Source organism: Candidatus Nealsonbacteria bacterium (genome assembly GCA_019923605.1).
Lineage (GTDB): Bacteria > Patescibacteriota > Minisyncoccia > Minisyncoccales > CSSED10-335 > JAHXGM01.
In genome coordinates this window covers 1-3,422 of the sequence record JAHXGM010000022.1, presented here as the reverse complement: position 1 = coordinate 3,422, position 3,422 = coordinate 1, and the positions used below count along the sequence as shown (strand labels likewise).

The 3,422-nt window shown below is 31.5% G+C and carries 4 protein-coding genes; all 4 read right to left on the bottom strand.

The genetic code is table 11. The features are described from left to right. On the bottom strand, positions 1 to 547 hold a 547-nt coding region (locus KY054_03095), incomplete at its 3' end, for a Nif3-like dinuclear metal center hexameric protein (GenBank protein ID MBZ1356717.1). An 83-nt stretch (positions 548 to 630) separates the two neighbouring features. Beyond that, a complete protein-coding gene (locus tag KY054_03090; protein ID MBZ1356716.1) occupies positions 631 to 804 on the bottom strand; it encodes a hypothetical protein in 174 nt (57 codons plus the stop codon). A gap of 435 nt (positions 805 to 1,239) precedes the next feature. Beyond that, complete coding sequence (locus KY054_03085; GenBank protein MBZ1356715.1) at positions 1,240 to 2,442, bottom strand: YibE/F family protein; 1,203 nt, start codon at positions 2,440 to 2,442, stop codon at positions 1,240 to 1,242. 259 nt (positions 2,443 to 2,701) lie between these two features. Further along, the gene (locus tag KY054_03080; protein ID MBZ1356714.1) at positions 2,702 to 3,361 is read right to left on the bottom strand and encodes a 23S rRNA pseudouridine synthase F; all 660 of its coding nucleotides are present in this window, start codon (positions 3,359 to 3,361) and stop codon (positions 2,702 to 2,704) included. Positions 3,362 to 3,422: the final 61 nt, after the last annotated feature.

Genomic DNA, 3,422 nt, shown 5'->3' with positions numbered 1-3,422 from the left:
CAAGAAACGGAGCCCCCCCACTAACAATTGCGATTCTCTTTATTTTATTCTTCCCTCTTTTTAATATAATTGGTTTTGAATCTATTGTCTTTTCTAGTTTTTTAACTATTTCTTCAACGGAAATAGGAGATCTTTCTCCAATCCATCCAATACTTTGTCCTCCATAAGATCCCATAGAATCTTTTATTTCTACCCCCAGTATCTTCATTAATTGAGCATTATTACCAGACTTAGGATGAGCATCAAGCGGTAAATGAGAAGTATAAAATGAAATATCATTATCAAGTAAAAAAGAAACTCTATCTTTCATCCATCCCTTCATTGATGGATCTGCTTTTTTCCAAAAAATACCATGATGAGCAACAATCATGTCTGCTCCTTGTTTTTTAGCTTCCTTAAAAACATCCAGCCCTGCCGTTACACAAAAAGCAATCTTCTTTACATTATCTAATCCTTCTATTTGAAGACCATTCCAAGAATCATCTTCAAATTTAGAGTTATCAAGATATTTATCTAGAAATAAAACTAACTCTTTTAATTTTGCCATACCAATATTTTACCATAGCTTCAAAAGAGATAAAAGCTTTTTGGATAAAAAAGGGTCTACTATTAAAACAGTCCTTAATAATACTAAATCTTATTCCTAATAATCACAATATTTTTACGAATCCCTTCAATTGTAGGTTCCGATAAAAGACTCACATCACCATCTTTAACCGTAACGCCAAATTTAGCCATCAAATCTCCAGTGGATTCACCGTAATAAATAGCTTCGGCTAATTCAATAAGATCTAATCTTCCCATTTTTCAAAGACTTCCTCAAGAATAATATTTTTAGAATACCAATCTGGTAATGTCTAAACACTTTTAATACTTTTCTATACAATTAATAAATGAGTATAAAACGCCAAAAAACACCCGATGAAATGCTTCAATTAAAAGTATAAAAGTGGTTAGTTAAAACACGCTGTAATAATCTCATACGAAGTTATTTTAAAAACATAAAAAGGAGGTGAAGGCTGAAATACTTAGGTTACGAATTAAAATAAATCAAGAATCTTACTGAAAAACTCAATTCTTATATCAATGAATAATCCGTTAAAATCATTACTTTAACTGCAATATGAACATGTTCAATCTTTCCCCTACTTTTTCAGCAAGAAAGAATTTAACGCCTAATTAAAATAAAAGGTAATTAAAAAAGAGGAAGCACGGCTAATCAATTGCCAGGAAAAGAAACTAATTCAAGAATTTGTTTCCATTATCCCAATTTTTAATATCCTCTTCTTTAATTCTTCCAATAAGATAGCTAGCAATAATACTAGAAATTGGAACTGCTAAGATTAAAGAAGAGGTTCCAATAACAATTCTAACTATTTCTTCCGCTATTGGCTCAGAGTTTATAATCACCCACAATGGAAACCATGTTCCAGTTTTGATTGCTATAAAAAGGGGAAAAGAAACCCCGGCATAAACTAAAACTAGAGTATTAACCGAAGATGCGATGTGCTGCCTTCCAACGTTTAAACTTTTTGAATATAAATCTTTTAGTTGAAGATTAGGGTCAGCTTTCTTTAATTCCCAGATTACCGCTGTCTGGGTTGAAGTAATATCAGAAAGAACTCCCAAAACTCCGATTATTATTCCTGCAAGAAGTAGCTCCCTTAGGTTAATATAAGAATAATCAGTAAACATATGAAAACCCAATAAATCTGATCCTCTACCGAAAAGACCGGCAATTCTAACAAAGGTAAAAGAAAGGGTGATAGATATAGATAAGGTAGTAATCGTACTCAACCAAACTATTGCAATTCTCTTATTTATTCCGTGAGCTAAAAATAAAGAAACGCTTGACATTAAAAACGCTCCTAATAAAGTAACATGCATGATATTAGCACCAGCAACAATACTGGGAACCATATAAAAAAATAAAACCAAAAAACTAAAAGATAATCCTAATATAGCCCCGAAACCTCTCATTCTTCCAAAGTATAAAATTGTAATTAAAAAGAAAATAACAATAAAAAATATCCCCCCAGATCTATCATACTCCGAAATATAAAATTTCTCTTCTCCTGAAAAATCTTTATAATTCATTAAGATTACCTTGTCATTTTCACGAAATAAGTAAAATCCATCCTCAAAAAATACGGTCTGGTTATGAACTGTAACAATCTCTCCCTTTCTATCACCGCTTTGAATCGAAACACTCATCAGCTGCTCTACGTGATCACCTATTTCTTGACCGATATCCTCACTCTGAATCTCTAATACTATTCCCTTGTAAAATTCTCTCTGATCTACATAATTATTATTAAAAAATGGTACATTTTCATTCTCCGTGTTCAGGTGGCTTCTTCCTAAAAAAAATAATATGGAAATAAAAGTTAAAGCAATGGCTGAGATTAGTATTGTCTTTTTGTTTTTTGTTAAATTTTTCATAAATCTAAATATTTTTAAAAATATATTCCTATACCTCTCATTAAATATTAAATGGTAGTTTTTATAAACCATGCGCAATAAAATTTTTGTTTCCCCATAACCCCCCATCTGATCTTTGAATGCGTTCTGGATTATTCGGATTAAAAGACATTTCCCAAAAACTATAACAGGTCATTCCCCTTTTCTCTAGCTTATCAGAAAGTATTTTACAATTATCTTTATTTCTTAATTTTGAAAGTATGGTGCAGTTGGTCGTTTTTTATAATTTTACATCTATAGGTCTTACTTCTCCCGGTTGAAGATCTCCCAATTCAATATTACCAATACGAACTCTTTTTAATGAAACAATGGTATAGGAAAAATCATTTAACATAACTCTAATTTGATGCCTTTTACCTTCCTTTAAAATCATTCTCATGGTGACTTTATCAATTATTTCCGCTTTAACTGGAAGAAGTTGTCCTAACCCTCTTACTTTCATACCCGATCTTATTATCGGTAAAATACTGGGTCTTAAATCCTCTCTTACAGTAACTATGTATTCTTTTTCATACTCATCTTTTCTTGAAAGAACTTCTCTAGTAAAACGGCCATCATTTGTAATAAATACAAGCCCCTCTGACTCTTTATCTAGCCTTCCAACAGGATACATTCCTCTATCTTTAAATTCAGTAATAACACTTCTGATTCCGGGAAGATCTTGGGTTGATAATCCCCTGGGTTTGTAATATGCAAAATATTGATAATTTTTTTGTCTATCTTTTACCGTAACTTTATCTCCCTCATTAACCATAAAGCCATTTTTAACAATTTCCCCATTAACTAAAACAAAACTCCCTTCGACAAGTTCATCCACCTCACGACGTGAAGCTATTCCAAGGTCTCTTAAATATTTATTTATTCGTATCGGATAATCCATATATGACTCTAGGAGATAACTATCTTATACAACTCCCTTGTTATTCTAATATCATAAATAG

Bases quoted from the DNA above. Each gene is read 5' to 3' on its own strand.
- KY054_03090 (MBZ1356716.1), bottom strand. From the start codon at position 804: ATGGGAAGATTAGATCTTATTGAATTAGCCGAAGCTATTTATTACGGT.
- KY054_03085 (MBZ1356715.1), bottom strand. From the start codon at position 2,442: ATGAAAAATTTAACAAAAAACAAAAAGACAATACTAATCTCAGCCATT.
- KY054_03080 (MBZ1356714.1), bottom strand. From the start codon at position 3,361: ATGGATTATCCGATACGAATAAATAAATATTTAAGAGACCTTGGAATA.